Source organism: Devosia sp. (genome assembly GCF_014860165.1).
Classification (GTDB): domain Bacteria; phylum Pseudomonadota; class Alphaproteobacteria; order Rhizobiales; family Devosiaceae; genus Devosia.
In genome coordinates, this window is the sequence record NZ_JACZKG010000040.1 from 24,633 (window position 1) to 43,606 (window position 18,974).

At 63.5% G+C, this 18,974-nt stretch carries 16 protein-coding genes; 10 read left to right on the forward strand and 6 right to left on the reverse strand.

Going from position 1 to position 18,974, the window contains the following annotated elements; all coding sequences use genetic code 11:
* Nucleotides 1-75: 75 nt before the first annotated feature.
* From IH615_RS09215 to IH615_RS09225, 3 genes are read left to right on the forward strand one after another with little or no spacing between them, the layout of a single operon-like run.
* Nucleotides 76-1,128 carry a LacI family DNA-binding transcriptional regulator gene (locus tag IH615_RS09215; RefSeq protein ID WP_291361573.1) on the forward strand — a complete coding sequence of 351 codons (1,053 nt, stop codon included), beginning with the start codon at nucleotides 76-78 and terminating at the stop codon, nucleotides 1,126-1,128.
* The gene (gene guaD, locus IH615_RS09220; protein ID WP_291361574.1) at nucleotides 1,125-2,519 is read left to right on the forward strand and encodes a guanine deaminase; all 1,395 of its coding nucleotides are present in this window, start codon (nucleotides 1,125-1,127) and stop codon (nucleotides 2,517-2,519) included. The genes IH615_RS09215 and guaD overlap by 4 nt, the downstream gene beginning before the upstream one ends.
* A gap of 58 nt (nucleotides 2,520-2,577) precedes the next feature.
* Nucleotides 2,578-4,233: a GMC family oxidoreductase gene (locus IH615_RS09225; protein ID WP_291361575.1), complete on the forward strand. Its 1,656-nt coding sequence runs from the start codon at nucleotides 2,578-2,580 to the stop codon at nucleotides 4,231-4,233.
* 386 nt (nucleotides 4,234-4,619) lie between these two features.
* On the opposite strand, the gene add is transcribed toward IH615_RS09225, so the two are convergent.
* The 6 genes from add to IH615_RS09255 form a co-directional block, all read right to left on the reverse strand.
* A complete protein-coding gene (gene add / locus IH615_RS09230; protein ID WP_291361576.1) occupies nucleotides 4,620-5,531 on the reverse strand; it encodes an adenosine deaminase in 912 nt (303 codons plus the stop codon).
* A 148-nt stretch (nucleotides 5,532-5,679) separates the two neighbouring features.
* Nucleotides 5,680-6,750 (reverse strand): sn-glycerol-3-phosphate ABC transporter ATP-binding protein UgpC, encoded by a 1,071-nt coding sequence (gene ugpC, locus IH615_RS09235; protein ID WP_291361577.1) that lies wholly within the window; start codon nucleotides 6,748-6,750, stop codon nucleotides 5,680-5,682.
* 11 nt (nucleotides 6,751-6,761) lie between these two features.
* On the reverse strand, nucleotides 6,762-7,616 hold the full coding sequence (locus IH615_RS09240) for a carbohydrate ABC transporter permease (RefSeq protein ID WP_291361578.1): 855 nt from the start codon (nucleotides 7,614-7,616) through the stop codon (nucleotides 6,762-6,764).
* On the reverse strand, nucleotides 7,613-8,482 hold the full coding sequence (locus tag IH615_RS09245; RefSeq protein WP_291361579.1) for a sugar ABC transporter permease: 870 nt from the start codon (nucleotides 8,480-8,482) through the stop codon (nucleotides 7,613-7,615). The genes IH615_RS09240 and IH615_RS09245 overlap by 4 nt, the downstream gene beginning before the upstream one ends.
* Before the next feature lie 48 nt (nucleotides 8,483-8,530).
* Nucleotides 8,531-9,847 (reverse strand): sugar ABC transporter substrate-binding protein, encoded by a 1,317-nt coding sequence (locus IH615_RS09250; RefSeq protein WP_291361580.1) that lies wholly within the window; start codon nucleotides 9,845-9,847, stop codon nucleotides 8,531-8,533.
* A gap of 12 nt (nucleotides 9,848-9,859) precedes the next feature.
* On the reverse strand, nucleotides 9,860-10,837 hold the full coding sequence (locus tag IH615_RS09255) for a nucleoside hydrolase (protein ID WP_291361581.1): 978 nt from the start codon (nucleotides 10,835-10,837) through the stop codon (nucleotides 9,860-9,862).
* Nucleotides 10,838-11,006: 169 nt separating this feature from the next.
* Here IH615_RS09255 and IH615_RS09260 point away from each other — a divergent pair, with 169 nt between their 5' ends.
* The 7 genes from IH615_RS09260 (at nucleotide 11,007) to IH615_RS09290 (ending at nucleotide 18,857) form a co-directional block, all read left to right on the forward strand.
* Nucleotides 11,007-11,930, forward strand: coding sequence for a LysR family transcriptional regulator (locus tag IH615_RS09260; RefSeq protein WP_291361582.1), 924 nt, complete (start codon nucleotides 11,007-11,009; stop codon nucleotides 11,928-11,930).
* Nucleotides 11,931-12,241: 311 nt separating this feature from the next.
* Nucleotides 12,242-13,150 carry a LysR substrate-binding domain-containing protein gene (locus IH615_RS09265; protein WP_291361583.1) on the forward strand — a complete coding sequence of 303 codons (909 nt, stop codon included), beginning with the start codon at nucleotides 12,242-12,244 and terminating at the stop codon, nucleotides 13,148-13,150.
* Between the two features lie 163 nt (nucleotides 13,151-13,313).
* On the forward strand, nucleotides 13,314-14,471 hold the full coding sequence (locus IH615_RS09270) for an ABC transporter substrate-binding protein (RefSeq protein WP_291361584.1): 1,158 nt from the start codon (nucleotides 13,314-13,316) through the stop codon (nucleotides 14,469-14,471).
* Nucleotides 14,472-14,666: 195 nt separating this feature from the next.
* On the forward strand, nucleotides 14,667-15,662 hold the full coding sequence (locus IH615_RS09275; RefSeq protein ID WP_291361585.1) for an ABC transporter ATP-binding protein: 996 nt from the start codon (nucleotides 14,667-14,669) through the stop codon (nucleotides 15,660-15,662).
* Nucleotides 15,659-16,609, forward strand: a complete 951-nt coding sequence (locus tag IH615_RS09280; RefSeq protein WP_291361586.1) for an ABC transporter permease — start codon at nucleotides 15,659-15,661, stop codon at nucleotides 16,607-16,609. The genes IH615_RS09275 and IH615_RS09280 overlap by 4 nt, the downstream gene beginning before the upstream one ends.
* On the forward strand, nucleotides 16,599-17,411 hold the full coding sequence (locus tag IH615_RS09285) for an ABC transporter permease (RefSeq protein ID WP_291361587.1): 813 nt from the start codon (nucleotides 16,599-16,601) through the stop codon (nucleotides 17,409-17,411). Before IH615_RS09280 ends, IH615_RS09285 begins: the two co-directional genes overlap by 11 nt.
* 15 nt (nucleotides 17,412-17,426) lie before the next feature.
* Entirely contained in the window at nucleotides 17,427-18,857 is a 1,431-nt protein-coding gene (locus IH615_RS09290; protein WP_291361588.1) for a gamma-aminobutyraldehyde dehydrogenase, read from the forward strand.
* The last annotated feature ends 117 nt before the right edge of the window (nucleotides 18,858-18,974 follow it).

The window sequence follows — 18,974 nt, forward strand, 5'->3', positions numbered from 1 at the left end:
TACGCAAGGGTGGTCGGTGCCTTCAAATTAGGCAAATCCGCAGATCGGGATTTGGTGTGCAGGGTGGGAGTTAGCATGGCGAGGAACGATGATCGCGCGTTCGGGCCATCCATTTCGGATGTGGCGCGCGAGGCTGGAGTGGCCACATCGACCGTGAGTCGTGCGCTGACCAAACCCGGCCGCATTGCTGAACCGACGCGCCTGAAGGTCGAAGCTGCGGCGCGAAAGCTGGGCTATACCGTCAACCAGACAGCGCGCAGCCTGCGCGTGGGACAGACCCGAACCGTGATGATCGTGCTGCCCGAGACGCTCTACATCGGAGCCTCTCAGACCGTTCTCGAGGGGCTCGAATCGGTGGCCAGGACGTTGACCGAGCGCGGCTATCATCTGTTGATCGCCAACGTGTCGCGCGAGGCGTGGACCGATGAACACATCATCACCACCGCCTTTGGCGGCACCATTTGCGGCGTGATCCTGATGGCCACACTCCCCCCCAAGGTTGCCGAACTGACCCTTGCTGACGCCGGTCTTCCCGTTGTGTCCCTGCATTTCGACCAGAGCGCGGCCGGCATTCCCAGCGTGGTCAGCAATGACTTCACCGCCATCGCCGAGGCAGTGCTGGCGCTGATCGACATGGGGCACAGCAAGTTCGTCTATGTCGGGGGGCGTGCCGACAATTACCATGAACACCAGCGCGTCAGCGGTGTGCGCGAGACCCTTGCCGCCCAGGGTGTGCCGGCTGAAGGCCTCGAGGTCCTCCGCGGCGACTTCAATTTTGGCGGCGGTGTTCGTGCTGCCGAAGACTATCTCAAGGCGGCACCCGAGCGTCGCGCAACGGCGGTGGTCTGCGCCAATGACGATACCGCCATCGGCTTCATCAAGCGGGTGACCGATGCCGGTCTCAGCGTGCCAGAAGATGTCTCGGTGATCGGGTTTGACGGGGCGCCTGTCGGCGCATTCCTGGTTCCGAGCCTCTCAACAATCCAGCAATCCACGACAGAACTTGGCCAGCAGGCCGCCGATCTCCTCATTCGCATCGTGGAAGGCGAGACGGTCCCCCTCAACACCCGTATCGAAGTGTCGTGCCAACTGGTCTTGCGCCAGAGCGTCAGAGACATCCAAGCATGAACACCCCTCTCCGCTCCGGCCTGCGTGGCCGCGCCATCATCGGCGATTTCTTCCATGCGCCGGCGCTCGATCGGCTCGAAATCCTCGCCGATACGCTGATCGCAATCGACGAAACCGGCACCATCTCTGCGGTTCTTGGGCCCAACGATGCGGACCGCGCCGACGCCGAAGCGCGTTTTGGCGACATGGCCCTGAGATTGCCGCAGGGCAGCTATGGCCTGCCGGGCTTCGTTGATACCCATGTGCACGCGCCGCAATATCCGCAGCTGGGCCTAGCGCTCGATGCGCCGCTCGAAACCTGGCTCAATACCTATACCTTCCCGCTCGAGGCGCAGTACGCGAATCTCGAATTCGCTGCCACGCGCTACCAGTCGCTGGTGGAGGATCTGCTGGCAGGCGGCACCACCACTGCGCTTTATTTCGCCACCCAGCATGTCGCGGCCAGCAAACTGCTCGCCGATATCTGCCTGACGCTCGGCCAACGTGCCCTGGTGGGCAAGGTTGCCATGGACGATCCGGCCGCCTGCCCGGACGGCTACCGCGACGCGACCCCGGAAGCCGCGGTCGCAGGTACGCGAGAGGTCATCGAATACATCCGGGCCCATCCGGGCAATCAAGAGGCTTTGGTTCTCCCCGTAGTGACGCCGCGATTCACCCCGTCCTGCTCCGAAGCGGCGCTGGCCGGACTGGGCGCCTTGGCGCACCAGTATGACTGCCACGTCCAGACCCACTGCTCGGAAAGCGACTGGGCGCATGGCCATGCCCTGTCCCGCTTCGGCGTGACGGATACGCAAGCGCTGGACGGCTTTGGCCTTCTGACGCGGCGCACGGTCCTGGCCCACGCCACTTTCCTCTCAACCGATGACATGGATCGGCTCGCCGGCCGTGGCGCGGGCGTCGCCCATTGCGCCCTGTCCAACATCTATTTTGCCAACAGCGTCTTTCCGTTGCGCAAGGCCCTGGAGCGACAGGTGGGCGTGGGCCTGGGCACCGACATTTCGGGCGGACCGTCGGCGTCCATGTTCGACGCCTGCTTGGCGACGGTGCGATCATCGCGCATGCTGGAAGAGGGTGTCGATCCCGACCTGCCACCGGAGCGGCGCGGCCGCCCCAACTCCGCGGTGGATCTGGTCGCCGCGTTTCACCTGGCCACGGCCGGTGGCGGCGACGTGCTGGACCTGCCGGTGGGGCGCCTTGCAGTGGGCTGCCGCTTCGACCTGGTGGCCATCGATGCGACCGCGAGGGCCGGCGGCATTCGTCTCTTCGACCTCACCGACCCCACGGCGATCTTTGAGAAGATCATGCATGGGGCGACCCGCGCCAATGTCGCAACCGTCTGGGTCGATGGGCATCAGGTCGTTCCGTCAGCGCAGCGCGAAGCGGCCAACTAGATCATCGCTGGCGTTGCCAAGGCGCCATCTCAAACACAATCCAAGCAATGGAGCGACTATGTCGGATACAATTTACGACGCCGTGATCGTCGGATCAGGCGCATCCGGCATGTTTGCGGCCCAGGAGCTGACGGCGCAGGGCCTGCGCGTGGTTCAACTGGAAGCCGGCCCCGAGATCGGCGTGGGCGACTTCAATCCTTCATCGGTGCGCCGGCAGAGTGACATCAACCTCTGGCAACGGGTCAAGGCTGTTGTCGGCGGGCAGGGCATCCAGGCGCGGGCGGCCTTTTTCGACGCACGCCAGCGCCACCTCTTCGTCAACGACCGCGAACTGCCCTATACCACCCCGCCCGATGCGCCGTTTGTCTGGATCCGCAGCCGGCAGGCCGGTGGCCGCACCCATGTTTTCGGCCGCGTCCTGCTGCGCTGGACGGACGACGACTTCAAGATGCACACCCGCAGCGGCCGCGGCGTCGATTGGCCGATCGGCTACGATGATCTGGTGCCCTATTACGAAGAAGTGGAACGCTCGCTCGCTCTTTATGGCGAACAGGACAATGTCCCCACGCTTCCCGACAGCATCTACGGCCATCGCGCCGCCATGACGGCCGCCGAGCAGACCTTCAAGGCCGATGTCGAGAGCCAGTGGCCTGAACGCAAGATTGTCACCTGGCGCTATATTGGCCCCGAAGCCACCCGCGTTCTGCGCCCGCTGCGCGATGCCATCGCCAGCGGCCGTCTCGACATCCGCTACAACAGCATCGTCAGCAGGATCCTGACCGACGAAAGCGGGCGACAGGCGACAGGCGTGGAGGTCATCGATCGCCTCGCGCGGCAGAAGACCACCGTCAGCGCCCGCTCGGTCATCCTGTGTGCCTCCCCGATCGAAAGCATCCGCCTGATGCTCAATTCCGCAAGCCCGCAGCATCCGCAGGGCCTGGGCAACAGTTCGGGCACACTGGGCCGCTACTTCGTTGATCAACTGCCTTGCGTGGTGGCCGGCACCTATACAAAAGCCAAGGGCTGGGCCAGCGCCGACACGGCACCTGCCGACCCGTTCTACGGCCCGTCAGGCGGCATCTACATGCCGCGCTTCATCGCTGCCGATGGCCAATCGGCCGACAGCGACTTTGCCTTTCAGGGCAGCATCGGGCGCTACAGCACGCCCGACAATGCCGATGCCCGCTTCAGCTTTTTCGGCTATGGCGCCATGGACGCCGTGCCGGACAATCGCATCACCCTCGACACCAGCCGCCGCGATGCCTGGGGCATCCCGATCCCGCATATCCGATGCAAAATCGGCGAGCAGGACCGCGTCACGCTCAAGCAGCAGATCAGCGCCATTGTCGAAACCATCGAACAGGCCGGCGGCCGCATCGCCTATGTCGGGTCCCCCCTGGGCCTCGAGGAAAAGGGACGCGGCGCCTATCCCGACGCCAACCCCCTCAGCCGCTTCGTGTTTCGCAAGATGTTCTCGCGCACGATGGTGATGGGCGCCGCCATTCACGAAGCCGGTGGTGCCCGCATGGGAGACGACGCTAAGACCTCCGTTCTCAACGCGTGGAACCAGAGTTGGGACCTGCCCAATCTGCTGGTGACCGATGCCAGCGCGTTTGCCGGCAGCGGCGTCTCCGGAACGACCCTGACCATCATGGCCATGACCGTAAGGGCATGCCGCAAGCTGGCGTCACGACTGAATAGCGAGGTGGCGTAGGGCATCGCCACAGCGCCCCGCGTGCGACTGCCGGGACTGGCCCGTGGTGCCAAAGCTCCGTGAAGGCAAACTGAATTCGCCACCCGGACGGAGATCGGGGCCAGACGGATCAGTTCGCCGGCCCCCAAATTTCTGGTCGGACCCCGGCATGCCGGCCAGAGGCGTTCGTCAGCATGTTCGCTATTGGGCAAATATCGCAGATCACCGATCGGTATAAATGGGGCGCGTTGTAGACGGCCCCCAGCAATGCCCGGTCGGCTACTTCGGTTTGGCATTTGTACGCTGCAGCCCGCAGCCGAAGCGCTTGCCCGAAAAAGCGGGTCAGCGACGACTCCCAGTCGCCGGTGTCGCTAGCACCACTGAGCGCGTCCGGCTATCTGCAAGAGCTAGGTGCGAACTTGATTAGTGGTCGGAATTTCAAGGCTTGAAGAAGGCCCGATTTCCGTCTCCCCACTCAACTCGACGAGCGAATGTGTGAATTTGCCACGCAAGGACTCTTCGAGGAAGCTGGCGTTGATGGCGGCGAGACTTGCCGCGACAAAGTCGCGCCTCGTCCAGCCGAAGGTCGCCTCGATCCGTTGATATTCTTGCCGAAGGGTCAAATCTGTCGGACCACGCGCGTCCGTATTGATGGACAGAGCGACGCCGGATTTGCGCAAACGCTCGACCGGGTGGTCGGCGTAAGTCCGGAAGACGTCAATCTGAATATTGCACGAGGGGCAGACTTCGAGGTGAACCTTGTGGTCGATGAGCAGGTTGATGACGGCGGCGTCCTCAATGCTGCGCACGCCGTGGCCGACGCGGCGGACGCCGAGTTCGGTGACGACCTCCTCGACGCTTTTGGCGCCGGTGGCTTCGCCGGCATGGGCCGTGACGTTGATGCCCCGGTCTGCGGCGCGGCGGAACACTGGAATATGCTCGGCCAGTCCATAGCCGGCCTCGTCACCGGCAAGGTCAATCCCGCCCACGCCCCGGGCCGCGTATTTTTCGGCGAGGGCTAGAATTTCAAAACCCTGCGCTGTGTCGTCAGGGCGCAGGGTGCAGAGGATCAGGCGGGCTTCGACCGGGTAGAGGGTCTTGCCTTCGTTTACGGCCGCGAGGACAATTTCCACGACCTCTTCCGAGCGCAGGCCGTCCCGCTGATGAAGGTGCGGAGCGAAGCGGATTTCGGCATAGATGACATTGTCGTCGGCGAGCTGGCGCAGGAGGTCGATCGTGGCGATGCGCAACGCGTGCCCGGTCTGCAGCAGGGCCAGGGCGCGGCGAGATAGCGGAAATAATCGACGAGGTTGACGCACTTCCTGGGAGCGAGGAATTCGGCGCGGTAACGTTCCTGCGTCATGTCGGGCACTAGAGCAGCAACGGATTCAAAGCTCATCGAGCAGTCGAGGTGGAGGTGCAGCTCAACCTTGGGGAGGTCGGCGACGGATGTGGTCTGGGCGTCCGTCATCGTAGGCGGTCTCCGGTCCTTGCGTCGAAAAGGAAGGCGCGATTGGGGTCGAAGCTGGTCTCGAGAACGGTGCCGCGGCCGACATTACGGGCATCGCGCATTTCGATCGTGAGGGGATGGGCAGTGCCGGAGCCGATATAGGCGTAGGACGCGCCGCCCAGATGTTCGACGAGGTCGACGGTGAGATTGAGGCTCACGGCTTCGTCTGGAGCAAAATGTTCCGGGCGCACGCCGAGGAGCAGGTCCTGGCCGGGCTGTGGCGCTGCGGCGAGTGTCAGAGGAACAATGACATTGCGGTGGTCGGGGAGACGGATCATGCCATCGGTGCCGCATTCGGCGCGGAGGAAATTCATGCGCGGCGAGCCGATAAAGCCGGCGACGAAGAGATTTTCGGGATCGTCATACAGCGAGAGCGGGGTGCCGGCCTGTTCGACGCTGCCGGCGCGCAGGACCACGATCTTGTCGGCCAGGGTCATGGCCTCGACCTGGTCATGGGTCACATAGATCATGGTCGCGGCCAGTTCGGCATGGAGGCGCGCGATTTCGAGCCGCATCTGCACACGCAATTCGGCGTCGAGGTTGGAGAGCGGCTCGTCGAACAAGAACACGTCCGGCTGGCGCACGATGGCGCGACCGATGGCGACGCGCTGGCGCTGGCCTCCGGAAAGCTGCTTGGGCCTGCGGTCGAGCAATTCAGTGAGATGAAGAGCGGTGGCGGCGTCGGCGACCTTGCGGTCCACTTCGGCGCGCGGCACCCCGTTCATGCGCAGGCCGAAGCCGATATTGTCGCGCACGCTCATATGCGGATAGAGCGCATAGGACTGGAACACCATGGCGACGCCGCGCTCGGAGGGATCGAGATGGGTCACATCGCGGCCGCCGATGGCAATGGTGCCATTGCTGACGCTTTCGAGCCCCGCGATCATGCGCAGGAGAGTGGATTTTCCGCAGCCGGAAGGGCCGACAAAGACGACGAATTCGCCGTCGGCAATGTGCAGGTCGACGCCGTGGATGATGGCGGTCTGGCCGAACGATTTTCTGACATTGGAGAGGGAAAGACCTGCCATGGAAGGCTCCTTCAGCCCTTGATGCCGGCACCGGCCAGGCCCTGCACATAGTAGCGCTGCAATGGCATGAGCAAGGCGATGGGGATGAGTGCGGTAATGACCGAAACCGCAAAAAGCTGGTTCCAGATGGTCTGGTATTGCTGCTGGAAGGCGGCCATGCCGACCTGGATGACCTTGAACTGTTGGCTGGGCATGGCGAGCAGCGGCCAGAGGAAGGCCTCCCACTGGAAGATGAATAGCAGCAGGGCGGCGCTGATGCAGGTGGGAAGCGACAGGGGCACGTAGATGCGCATGAGAATGTTGAGCCAGCTAACGCCGTCGAGACGGGCGGCCTCGGCATAGTCCTTCGGGACCTGGCTGAAGAATTGGTAGAAGAGGAATACGGCCAGGCCGTTGGCGACGCTGGGCACGATCAGCGCGGCGATATTGTCGAGCCAGCCCAGTTGCTGGGTGACTGTATAGAGCGGCAGGGCGATGGCCTCGAAGGGCAGCATGAAGCTGATGATGATGGCCGAGAGGACGATCTTCTTGCCCTTGAAGTCGAACATGGCAAAGGCAAAGCCGGCCGCGCCGTTGACCACGAGGCCGGCGACCATGGTGACCAGCGCCACAAGCATTGTATTGGCGATGATCTGCCCGAAGCCGCGCTCGAATACGCCGGCATAGGCCTCGAAGGTCGGTGGCGTCGGCAGCAATGCCTTGGGCGTGAAGGGGAAGATATCAGCGAAGATAGCGCTGTTGGGCCGTAGCGAGGAGACGATTGCCCACCACAGCGGCAGCACGAAGATGAAGGCAATGACGAGATAGACCAGGTGCTTGAGGCCAAGGCTCAGGGCCTTCTTCGGCGTTGCCGCATGCGTGCTCATGAGCGGGCCTCCCGGTTCGACAACAACTTGAACTGCAGGCCGACGATGACGAGGAGGATGGCGACCACCACGACGATGATGGCCATGGCGCGGCCCATGTCGCCGAAGATGAAGCCGGATTTGTAGGCTTCGTACATGAGGACATTGGTGCTGTCGGCGGGCCCACCCTGGGTCAGCATGAAGATCGGCGCGAAGAGCAGGAAATTGATGGTCACGTCGGCAACGAGCACAAAGAGCAGGGTCGGCCGCAGCAGCGGAATGGTGATGAAGATCAGGCGCTGCCAGGATTTGACGCCGTCGATGCGGGCAGCGTCGTAGATCTCGGGGGCGATGGTCTGCAATCCGCCGATAATGAAGATCATCCAGTAGGAAATGCCCTTCCAGGTGGCTATGGCGATGATGGAATAGAGCGCCAGGCTTTCCGAGGTCAGCCAGGGCTGTGCAGGCACGCCGGCTATGCCGACCAGACCGTTCACCAGCCCGTCTTGGGTCAGCATGATGCGCCAGATGATCACCGCGGTGGGGAGCGAGACGCCGATGGGAATGAGGAAGAGGACGCGATAGAGCGTCACGCCCTTGAAATTCTGCACATAGAGCAGCGCGAGGCCCAGGGCGAGCGCGATCTGGATGGGATTGATCAGCAGGTTGAACCACAGGGTCACCTGCATCGATTTCCAGAAAGTGCGGTCGGTGAGGAGGGACAGGTAATTGTCGAGGCCGACAAAGATCTGCTGGCCGCGCACCATGTTGAAGAGGCTGTCGCTGATCGCCAGTCCCACCGGATAAAGGCGGAAAACGACAAGCCCAATCAGCGCCGGTGCCAGCAAGGCCGCTATGAGCAGAACCGGGGTGCGCGATCGGGACATTGTCGTTTCCTTCGGGGCGTCCGCGGGAGACCGGACGCCCTCTATCGTTTACTGCGCGACGCGGGACGCGGCAGCTTCGAACTTCTGTACGGCGCTGGCCAGCGCATCGGCAACCGGCACGCCATTGGCGATGTCGACAAAGGCGGTGCGGAAGGCGTCCTGCAACTGGCCATAGGCGGCGGTCACTGGGCGAGCCTTGGCGGTATTGAGCGAGTCATAAACGCCAAGGCGGAAGACGTTCTGCGGGAAGGCGTCATAATCGGCCGAGGTGCTGATGGTGTCGAGCAGCGGCGTATAGGTCGGCAATTGCTGGAGGCTGTCGAACCACACCTTGGTGCCGGCGTCGCTGGTGGTCAGGTAGCTGGCAAAAGCCATGGCTTCGGCCTGGTTGGCCGAGGCGGCATTGACGCCGACATACCAGGAGCCGGTGGGGGTGACGACCGAGCCGCCCTCGAAATAGGGGTAGGGCGCCACGCCAAAGTCGACATCGGTGGCCGACAGGATCGGCAGGTTCCAGGTGCCGCCAGCAAACATGGCGAGTTGGCCATTGCCGAACAGGGATGCGGCTTCGCCATAACCCAGGCTCTTCGGGCTCACCGCCCATTCATTGTAGAGATTGCCCCAGAAGGTCGCGCCCTTGGTCCAGGCCTCGCTATCGAGATATCCCGCTGCGGTATAGCCATCGGGGCCGATCACCGGGCTGCCCAGGGATTCGCCGAAAGGCTGCAACTGATAGAGTTCGCCGAACTGTTCGACGGTAAAGCCATAGGTGGTGGTGCGGCCGCCTTCGAAAACAGTCAGCGCACGGGCGGCTTCAGCGACCTGTTCCCATGTCCAGCGTTCGCTTGAGGCCAGGGTGTCCACCTCGACCTGGCTTGCCGTCTCGCCCTCGGTGAGGCCGGCCGGCGGGGTGATCCCGGCGGCTTCGAACAGGGCCTTGTTGAAGTAGAGCACCTGCGCCGAATTGTTGATCGGCAGGGCAAACTGGGTGCCCTCATACCGGCCGGCATCGAGGGCGGCGGGAACGAGCGCGGAGGTGTCGATGGCTGCATCGATCGGCGACAGGAAGCCACGCGAAGCGTAGCTCGCGAGTAGCGGGGCATCGACATAGACGAGATCGATCCCGGTTTCGGCCGAACGCAGGCGCAATTCGGCAACCTGGAAGAACTGCGCGAACGGATAGGGCTGGAGATTGATGGCGACATCCGGATGCTCGGCCTTGTAGGCGTCGACCACGGCCTGCATCGCGGTGGTGTCGCCACCCTCGATGACGATCATGGTGAGCGTCTTTTCCTGGGCCAGCGCGGTGCCGGCGAGAAGGCCGGCCGCAAGACCGGCAGCGATGGCGAATTGAGTAATCTTCATCCTAGGCACCCCTTATGAGTTTGCGGAAATTCGGCCGGCAGCCCAGACCAATGCCTGGGTGACCAAGTCGGCGAAACGGTTCGGATCGGCCTTGATGGCCACCGCGACATTGCGGATCCGCGCGTCGTGGGACGGGTCCTGCGGCCGCATGTCGATCAGGGTCTGACCATACCCGCCATCAGCGCCGACCAGCACTTCGGCCGGTCGTTCGACAAGGTCGAATATGGTGGGATCGATGAGCCAGGCAATGGCGCAGGGATCGTGCACCGGAGCACCCGGCTTGTCAGCTCCGGCGAAGCGGTAATAGGTGCCGCAATAGAAATCCATGATGTCGGCGACCGGATTGCTGCCCTTATGGGCCTGGCGGATCCGGGCGACATCCTCGCGACGCATCAGTGTCTGGTGGGTGGCATTGAGCCCGAACATCACGAGCTTGACGCCGGAGCGGAACACCATGCGCGCGGCCTCGGCATCGGCCCAGATGTTAAATTCTGCCGCCGGGGTCACATTGCCCTCGGTGGCCGAGCCACCCATGAACACGACCTGCTTGATCTTTTGCGCGAGACTGGGCCGAAGGGCGAGCGCCAGGGCGATGTTGGTCATCGGGCCGATGACGACGAGAGTGATCTCGCCCGGCGCCGCCTCGACGCGCTCGATGATCGCGTCGACGGCATGCTGGGTCTGCAACTGGCTGCGGGCCGGCGGCAAGCCTTGGCCGGCGCTGTCGAGCCCGCTCGGGCCGTGGAATTCAGCAGGAAAGGCATATCGATGCAGCAGCGGCGCTTCGGCGCCCGCATAGACAGGGACGTCCAGCCCGAAAGCATCGACGATGCGCAGGGCATTGTCGGCCGTGTGAACAAGCGGAGCATTGCCGCAGACCGCGGTTATCGCCTCGATCTCAATCGAAGGATGGAAGGCAGCGAGCAGGATGGCGGCCATGTCGTCATGGCCGGGGTCGCAGTCGATAATGATACGGTGAATGGCGCTCAAGTCGGCAAACTCTTCCATGACCTAGTTTTACTGAGGCAAACTCGGGGCGTCTGGTGGCGCCGGAATTCGCCCCGTTTTCCCTTTGAAACTGCCTAGACGCTAGGGCAGATGACAGATTGGCAACAGCAGACTATTTTACCCTTCGATTGACTTTTCCTGAGGCAAGATCATGCTGCACCTGCTCAATGCCATGCGTGCCTTCGAAGTCGCGGCCCGCCTGGGCAGCATTCATCGTGCAGCCCAGGAACTACGCGTGTCGGATGGTGCCGTCAGTCGGCATATCAAAAATCTCGAGGATGAGCTGGGCGTGCCACTGTTCGAGCGCGGCAATCGCTCGCTGCGGCTGACGCCGGCGGCCGCCACGTTTGCCGCGACGGTGACCGAGGCCCTGGCCTCGATCAATCGCGGCACCGAGCATCTCAAAGCGCTACATGATCAATCCACCATCATGCTGACCGCGCCGGACACGTTCCTGCTGCGTTGGCTGGTACCGCGCCTACAAAGCCTCGAAAAGGCGCTGGGTGGCGTCTCGGTGCGGATCACCACCTGGACCCGGGAAATCAACCCCGCCGACCGCTCCATCGATCTCTATATCGGCGTCGGCAAGCTGCTCGACATTCCGGGCATGGTGGTGGCGCCGGTGGCGCCGGAAACCTTCGGACCGGTGCTCAGCCCGATGATCGCGCTGGGTCGGCGCAGCGACGCGGAGGCCATGTGGAGCCTTCCGCGCCTCGACATTCGCTGGCCGCCCGACATGTGGACCAATTGGGCCCGCGAGGGGGGCGTGGTTTTGCCTGCGCGGGAAAGCGTTTGGTATGACAGTCTCTCCTTCAGCGTCCAGGCCGCCGAAGCCGGACAGGGCGTCGCCATCGGGCCAGGGCCAGCCGTGTGGGACGCGCTCGAACAGAACCGCCTCGTGGCTCCCCTCGGCATGGTCACGCGATCCGGCCACTGGTTCCTTGCCTGGCGAGAAGATCGCTCGAACAGGATGATGCAGGTCGTGCGGCGGTGGTTCGAAACGGAGATGGCCCGGGGGCTCAAGTTTGAGGAGCGGTCGACCGAGCAGGCCCGGAGAGTGAACGGGAACGCCTAAGGCGACGGTGACCAGTCATCTTCTGGTGGGAGCGCGTTCCTTGTGCGCACCTTTATACTGGCTGGTACCTTGACGCCGGACCCGGCAGTAGAAGCCGACGGGAGCATAGCGCCCCGACCACCTACGGGGATGAACCAAGAAGCGGTCTGTCGCATCGCCTGCGCGCCGGTCAGTGTTGATAGTGGTGGCCACGCTCAGCTGCTCCTCGCTTGGAACATTTCGAGGAAAGCTTGGTCAGGCGGCAGAGGCGGCACTTGCTTTGGCAACACGCCCGGTCAATTGTTGTGGTCTCAGCTAGTAAGGCATTCGGCTTGGCTTTTACCTTGCGCCAGCTTCAGTACTTCGTGGCCGCTTGCGAGGCCGGGACGGTTTCGGGCGCAGCCCATACGATTTCCGTATCCCAATCGGCGGTGACGGACGCTATCAAGGACCTCGAAGAAGATTTGGGGGTCGCCCTGTTCGAGCGGCACCGACGTGGCCTGCTGATCACCAATCGCGGCCATCAGTTCTATCGTCACGCCGCACGTATCCTGGGTGATGTGTCTGACGCCCGTCGCAGTTTCGGCGAGGAGGCGCAGCCTGGAGGCGGGACGCTGCAACTGGGTGTGACCTCGCTGGTGGCGGGCTATATCCTGTCAGACCTGCTGGCCCGCTATCGTAGAGCGCAACCCTCCGTGCAGGTCACCGCAATCGAGGACAATGGCGATTATCTCGAACATCTGCTGATCGGCGGCGAACTCGACGTCGCCGTCATGGTCATTTCCAACATGCGTGACCGGGTTGCCCTGCAGGCCGAAATCTTCGAGACGTCGCCCTATCGGCTGTGGCTGCCACTGGGCCATCGCCTGGCCGGCGCAGAGATCATCGAAATCGGCGACATCGCCCAGGAACCACTGATCATGCTGACGGTGGACGAGACCGAGGAAAATACCGGCAAGCTGCTGTCAGCACTTGGGGCCCGGCCGCATGTGGCCTTCCGCACCCGCTCGGTCGAGGCGGTGCGCAGTCTCGTGGCCACCGGCGCCGGGCTCGCCATCCTGCCCGATCTCATCTATCGCCCCTGGTCGCTGGAGGGCGACCGCATCGAGAGCCGCGACGTTGCCGGCGTGCTGCCGGTGGTGCAGGTCGGCATGGTCTGGCGGCGTGGTTCGGAACTGCCGCGCGCCGCCCGCGACTTCATCGCCATGGCCCAGGCCCACCATCCGCGCCATAAAAGCTGATGTGGTATCGGTTTTTCCGATACAACCATTCTCAACAATGCGTTTGCGAAACTTAACGGGGGTCATAAGCTCTGTTTCAAGGGAGCCTAGCGCTCCGCGCCCGCTCCCGAGCGCGACCAGCCTGAAAGGGCGGTCGGAGACGTTCAGGAACAGGGAGACTTCGATGAAATCGATACTGAGGACAGGTACCGCGCTCTCGATTGCCGTGCTGTTTTCCGGGCAGGTCATGGCGCAGGAAATGCTGCAGGCCCTTGGCGCAGGCGAGGGCCAGGTCAGCATCGTGGCCTGGGCGGGCTATATCGAGCGCGGCGAGACCGACCCGGCTTATGACTGGGTGACCAGCTTTGAGGCCGACACCGGCTGCAAGGTCTCGGTCAAGACGGCCGCCACCTCCGACGAAATGGTCGCGCTGATGAACGAGGGTGGCTTTGACCTTGTCACCGCCTCGGGCGACGCCTCGCTGCGTCTCATCGCCGGCGACCGGGTGCAACCGATCAACACGGCGCTGATCCCGAGTTGGTCCACTATCGACGAGCGCCTGCAGAACGCTCCCTGGCATACCGTGGACGGCGTCCATTACGGCACCCCCTATGTGTGGGGCGCCAACGTGCTGATGTATAATACCGAAGTCTTCGGCGACACACCGCCCACCAGCTGGAACGTGGTGTTCGAGGAAATGACGCTGCCCGATGGCCAGTCCAACAAGGGTCGCGTGCAGGCCTATGACGGCCCCATCTATGTGGCCGACGCTGCGCTCTACCTGATGAAGCACCAGCCCGAGCTTGGCATCACCGACCCCTACGAACTCAATGAAGACCAATACAAGGCCGCGCTCGACCTGCTGCGCGTGCAACGCACTCTGGTCGGCCGCTACTGGCACGATGCCTTTATCCAGATGGACGATTTCACCAATGAAGGCGTGGTCGCGTCCAGCTCCTGGCCGTTCCAGGTGAACGTGCTCAAGGCTGGCGGCGCGCCGGTCGCATCCACCTTCCCCGAGGAAGGCATTACCGGCTGGGCCGACACCACCATGCTGCATGTCGACAGCCCCAATCCCAACTGCGCCTATATGTGGATGGAGCATTCACTTTCGCCCAAGGTGCAGGGCGACGTCTCCGCCTGGTTCGGCACCGTGCCGTCGGTCCCTGCCGCCTGCACCGGCAATGAACTGCTCGGCGACGCCGGCTGCGCCACCAACGGCTACGAGAACTTCGACAAGATCAAGTTCTGGCGCACCCCGACCGCGCAGTGTTCAACCGGCGAATGCGTGCCCTACTATCGCTGGGTGTCCGATTATGTCGGAGTGATTGGCGGTCGGTAGACGCGTTCGCCGATCCCGACGATTCAGTCGACACCTCCCCTTGTGGGAGGGATCAAGGGTGGGGGTTGAGAGCCGCGATATCGGGGCTCCCATCACCCCCTCCCAACCTCCCCCATCGAGGGGGAGGTGCCGTGCGGTGCACGTGGCTAGAGCGGGGACCGAAGTGACAAGCAGTAACGATTGGCGGAGGGCGAGTTGACCACCGCCGTATCCCTCAAGGCCATCACCCGGCGCTTCGGCGATGTCCTGGCGCTAGACGCGATCGACCTCGACATCGTCGAGGGGGAGTTCTTCGCCATGCTGGGCCCGTCCGGCTCGGGCAAGACCACCTGCCTGCGCGTCATTGCCGGCTTCGAGCAACCAAGCTCGGGCGAACTCGCCATCTTCGGCGAGCGCGCCGAAACCGTGCCGCCCTACAAGCGCAACGTGAACACGGTGTTCCAGGATTATGCGCTGTTCCCCCATCTCAACGTCATCGACAACGTCGCCTATTCGCTGATGCTGCGGAAAGTGGAGCGCTCCGAGCGCTACCGCCAGGCGGAGGCGGCGCTCGAGATGGTCAAACTGTCCGGCTATGGCGCGCGCCGGCCGGGCCAGCTTTCTGGTGGGCAGCGGCAGCGCGTGGCGCTGGCAAGGGCGCTGGTCAACCGGCCCAAGGTACTGCTACTCGACGAGCCGCTCGGCGCGCTCGATTTGAAGCTCCGCGAACAGATGCAGGAGGAGCTCAAGAGCCTGCAGAAGCGGCTGGGCATCACCTTCATCTTCGTCACCCACGACCAGGGCGAGGCCATGTCGATGGCCGACCGCATCGCCGTGTTCAATCTGGGGAGGATCATGCAGGTAGGCACGCCCGAGGAGATCTATCTCACCCCTGCCTCACGCTTCGTCGCCGATTTCGTGGGCTCCTCCAATGTGCTGCCGCCGGACTTCGTCGGCACGCTCACCGGCAAGCCAGGCTGGGCAAGCCTGCGGCCCGAGGCCGTGACCGTCACCGCCGGGGCAGGGGCCAACCTCATTGGCATGGTCGTGTCCCGCAGCTATCTCGGCGCCACCACGCGCCTGACTGTCGATATCGCCGGGCAGCGCATCCATGCGGTGATGCCGTCTGGCCCGGCCATGCCGGAGGAGGGGGAGCAGGTGGCCGTGTCCTTCGATCCATCCGCTCTGCATCGGCTGGCGGACACACCATGAGCACCACAGACGACGCCTTCACCGAGCAGAGGCATGGCGCGCTCACTGCGCTGTCAGACCTGTTCTGGCGCCGCCCCAAGCTGCTGGTCTTGCTGCTGCTGGCGCCGCCACTGCTCTGGCTCGGCGTGATCTATGTCGGCGCGCTGCTGGCGCTGCTGCTGCAGAGCTTCTACGCCATCGACGAATTCACCGGTCTGGTCGATTACGACGTGCTGACGCTCAAGACCTATCGCGAGCTGTTCAACCCGGCCAATCTCGACATCATCATCCGCACCGTGCTGATGGCGACCACCGTGACGCTGGCCTCCGCCATCATCGCCTTCCCCATCGCCTATATGGCGGCGCGTTATGCCCGCGGCAAATGGAAGGCCATGTTCTATCTCGCGGTCATGCTGCCGCTCTGGTCCAGCTATCTGGTCAAGATCTATGCCTGGAAACTGATCCTCGCCAAGGAGGGCATCCTCAACTGGCTGTTCGCGCAGCTGCATCTGACCGGTCTGCTGGAGGCCTATCTCGGCCTGCCGGTGGTGGGCGGCGGGTCGCTGTCCATCAGTTATACCGGCACGTTCCTGGTCTTCGTCTATGTCTGGATGCCCTTCATGATCCTGCCGACCCAGGCAGCCCTTGAGCGGGTGCCGGTGAACCTGACCGACGCCTCGTCCGATCTCGGTGCCACCCCCTGGCAGACGTTCCGCCATGTCACTTTCCCGCTGGCCCTCCCCGGCATTATCGCCGGCTCGATCTTCACCTTCTCGCTGACGCTGGGCGATTACATCATTCCCCAGATCATCGGCAGTTCGCGGCTGTTCATCGGGCAGGCGGTCTATGCCCATCAGGGCACCGCCGGGAATATTCCGCTGGCGGCGGCCTTCTCGGTCGTGCCCATCGTCATCATGGGGCTCTATTTGTGGATGGCGCAGCGCAAGGGGGCCTTCGATGCACTCTGACACTCCGCGCGCCCCCTGGGGTCTGAAGCTCGCCGCCGGGGCGGGCCTGGTCTTCATGATCGCGCCGCTGCTGCTGATCTTCGTCTATGCCTTCACCACCGAGGAACGCACCTATCAGTGGCCGCCGCCGGGCCTGACGCTCAACTGGTTTGCCGTCACCTGGGGCCGGGCCGATGTCTGGGAGGCGCTGACCCTGTCCGTGCAGGTGGCGACGGTGTCGACCATCATCGCCCTCATCCTCGGCACGCTCTGCGCCGCTGCCGTTTCGGGCAGCAGGTTCTTCGGTCGCGAGGTCATCTCGCTGCTGGTCATCCTGCCCATCGCCCTGCCGGGCATCATCACCGGGCTCGCCCTGCGCTCGGCCTTTGGCATGACCGACATACCCTTCTCGTTCTGGACCATCGTGGTCGGCCACGCCACGTTCTGCGTGGTTACGGTCTACAACAATGCCGTCGCCCGCTTCCGACGTACCTCGGGCTCGCTGATCGAGGCCTCCATGGATCTCGGCGCCGACCAGTTCCAGACGTTCCGCCATGTCATCCTGCCCAATATCGGCACGGCCTTGCTGGCCGGCGGCATGCTGGCTTTCGCGCTGAGCTTCGACGAGGTCATCGTCACCACCTTCACCGCCGGCCAGCAGCAGACGCTGCCGATCTGGATGCTCGAAGAACTGGTGCGGCCACGCCAGCGGCCGGTCACCAATGTCGTGGCGCTCATCGTGGTGCTGGTCACGACCATCCCCATTCTCTTGGCCTTTTACCTGACCCGCGACGGCGACCAGATCGCCGGCAGCGGCAAATGAACTAAGGAGGACATCTTGGACACGCAGATGCTGATCGGCTCGGACTTCGTATCCGGCACGGAAACCGAAGAGATCATCCTCAATCCCAAGACGGGCAGCGAAATCGTCAAGTTGCCGGAAGCCTCCCTGAGCCAGATCGATGCGGCTGTGGCGGCGGCCAAGGCGGCCTTCACAGGGTGGTCACGCGCCACGCCGGGGCAGCGCTCGAGCTGCCTGTTGCGCATTGCCGACGCCATCGAACGCGATGCCCCCGCCTTCGCGGCGCTCGAGGCGCTCAATTGCGGCAAGCCGATCAATGCCGTGATCAACGACGAAATCCCCGCCGTCGTCGATTGCTACCGCTTCTTCGCAGGTGCCGTGCGCAACATGACCGGCACGGTCTCGGGCGAATACCTGCCCGGTCACACCTCGATGATCCGCCGCGACGCCGTCGGCGTCATCGGCTCGATCGCGCCATGGAACTATCCGCTGATGATGATGGCCTGGAAGCTGGCACCCGCCGTTGCCGGAGGCAATACAGTGGTGTTCAAGCCTTCCGAACAGACGCCGCTCAGCGCGCTCAAGCTGGCGCGTGTCATGGCCGACATCCTGCCCGAAGGTGTGGTCAATGTCGTGCTCGGGCGCGGCGATACGGTGGGTAATGCGCTGATCAACCATCCGGGGATCGACATGATCTCCATCACCGGCGACGTGGCCACCGGCAAGAAGGTGCTGCAGGCCGCCGCCAAGTCGGTCAAGCGCACCCATCTCGAACTGGGCGGCAAGGCGCCTGTCATCGTCTATGACGATGTCGATCTGGAATCGGTGGTCAACGGCCTCCGCGCCTTCGGCTTCTACAATGCCGGGCAGGATTGCACCGCCGCCTGCCGCATCTATGCCGGCGACAAGATCTACGACAAGCTGGTCGCCGACCTCAGCTCGGCCGTGTCCACCATCAAGCTCAACGATCCCGACGATACCCTGAACGAAATCGGGCCGCTGATCTCCCGGCGCCAGCGCGACCGGGTTGCGAGTTTTGTCGAGCGGGCCGCCGAACTTCCGCATATCTCGATCACTACCGGTGGCAAACCGGCCAGTGAGCGCGGCTATTTCTTCCAGCCCACCGTCATTGCCGGGGCCATGCAGGAGGACGAGATCGTCCGCAGGGAAGTATTCGGCCCTGTCGTCTCCATCACCCGCTTCAAGGACCCCGAAGACGCCATCACCTGGGCCAATGACAGCGACTATGGCCTTGCTTCATCGGTGTGGACCCGCGACGTCAGCAAGGCCATGCAGACCGCGGCGCGCCTGCGCTATGGCTGCACCTGGATCAACACCCATTTCATGCTGGTCAACGAGATGCCGCACGGTGGGCTGAAACAGTCCGGCTACGGCAAGGACCTGTCGTCCTACGCGCTCGAGGATTACACGGCGGTCCGGCACGTGATGATCAACCACGGAGGCTAGCCGCAGGATCCGACGGCCAATCCAGATCTAGGTTTGCCTCAGGTCTCACGGGCTCACGCGATCCACGGCAAGCGCGCTGGGCAAGCACGACATCCGCATGACACACTGGTGTCGGGC